Here is a 2,035-nt window from a genome sequence, read left to right as displayed (position 1 = left end):
AGATATATTGCCAGACCGGAGGGGCCCGCGGGGCGGGAATCTGGTTGCACACAACTCCTACACAGTTTGGGATTCTCAGCTGTATTTACCGGTAATAGAGAGGGGACCTCGTTTCCGAGATCCCCTTTTTCGTCTATCTATAGAAATAGGCTTTCAAAACCTTAGGCCAACAGCTTGCGACCTGACTCCTCAATCGCGTCAAGTGCTGCATCAGCCTCGGCGGCATCCGCGCCCTTAGCGAAGATGTACAGCTTGATCTTGGGCTCGGTGCCGGAAGGACGGACAATACCCTTGTTGCCACCCTCAAGATCGAACTCAATGACATTAGCCTTCGGCAGGCCGTTCACGCACGTGTTGTAATCCACAACGGCCTCAATCTTGGAGCCTGCGAGCTCCGCGGGCGGGTTCTCGCGCAGACCCGCCATAATGCCGGCCATCTTTGCCGCACCCTCAGCGCCCGGATAGCTCAGCGAAATCGTCTTGTTGTGATAGTAGCCATACTTCTCGTACAGCTCGTGCATCGCATCGGCCAGGTTCTTGCCCTGGAGCTTGTAATACTGCGCCATCTGGCAAATCAGAAGCGAAGTGCTCACGGCGTCCTTGTCGCGCACGTGGTCGCCGGCCAGATAACCGTAGCTCTCCTCGAAACCGAAGATAAATCGATCGACTTCACCAGCATCGGAAAGCGAGGTAATGATGTCACCGATGTACTTGAAGCCCGTCAGGCAGCGACGGAGCTCAAAGCCATACTCCTCGGCCAGGGCATCGACCATGGCGGAAGAAACAATGGTAGTAACCGCGACCTTCTTGGTGAGATCCTCGCCGCGGGCAGCACGGGTCTTGCAGATATAGTCGAGCAGCAGAACGCCCATCTCATTGCCGGTCAGCAGCAGATAGTCATCACCATTCTTAACAGCAACGCCAACACGGTCGGCGTCAGGATCGGTTGCAAGCAGCAGATCGGGGTGAACCTGCTCGCACAGGTCGATTCCCTTCTGCATGGCCTGACGGATCTCGGGGTTAGGATACGGGCAGGTCGGGAAATCGCCGTTCGGGTCCTTCTGCTCGGGAACAACCGTGACATCGGTGATGCCGGCGCGCTCGAGCACCGTCGTGACGGGAATGAGGCCAGTGCCGTTGAGCGGAGTGTAGACGAGCTTAAGCGGAGCGCCAGCGATCTCCTCGGCAGAAAGGTTGGTCACGCCGCGCGCGAGAACGGCGTCGTAATAACGCTCGAGGCACGAGTCATCGATCCATTTGACCAGACCCTGCTCAAGAGCCTCATCGAAGTCCATGGACTTCACGCCAGTGAACGTATCGGTCTCGGCAATAGCCTTAGAAATTGCATCGGCGGCCTCGCTCGTGATCTGGCAGCCGTCGGGGCCATAGGCCTTATAGCCGTTATAAGGCGCCGGATTATGACTAGCGGTCATGCAAATGCCACCGGAGCACTCAAGATCGCGGACAGCCCAAGATAGCGTAGGCACCGGGGAAATCTTAGGATACACAAGGGCGGTGACACCATTTGCCGCAAGAATAGCAGCAGTCGTCTTGACGAACAGTTCACCCTTATTGCGGCTATCGCGAGCGATGGCAACTGCCGGATGCTCAAAAGTCGCATTGAGATAGTCGGCGAAGCCCTGCGTTGCACGGCCGACCGTATAGATATTCATACGGTTGGTGCCAGCACCGATCGTGCCACGCAGGCCGGCGGTGCCGAAGGCAAGATCCTGGAAGAAGGCATCGGTGATGGCATCCTCGTCACCCTGCTCCTTCATCGTGTTGAGCTCGGTCAGCAGCTCATCATCCTTGACATTGGCAATCCAAGTATCAAGCAGCTCGTGAACATCTGCCATGTGCGTCCTTCCTTCATAATCAATAAAACGGCCCGCCTAAAACAGGTCAAGCGCAGTATCACGCTTAGGTAGATAGTAATCCATTGAGTGTGTGAGACTGCCAAGAGAACGGTGAACGTCTGAATAAGACGGCAGATGATATCGTTGTAAAAAATGTCATTTAGTTAAATTACCTGAGA

General features: G+C 55.5%; 1 protein-coding gene. It reads right to left on the bottom strand.

The window, feature by feature from the left end; all coding sequences use genetic code 11:
* Nucleotides 1-161 precede the first annotated feature (161 nt).
* A complete protein-coding gene (locus ACQRAQ_RS08525) occupies nucleotides 162-1,856 on the bottom strand; it encodes a phospho-sugar mutase (RefSeq protein WP_427794544.1) in 1,695 nt (564 codons plus the stop codon).
* Nucleotides 1,857-2,035: the final 179 nt, after the last annotated feature.

The sequence above is a fragment of the Collinsella sp. SGI.178 genome (assembly GCF_050313495.1).
GTDB lineage: Bacteria > Actinomycetota > Coriobacteriia > Coriobacteriales > Coriobacteriaceae > Collinsella.
Note: the sequence above shows the minus strand (reverse complement) of the source record. Positions and strands in the feature narration are given on the sequence as shown.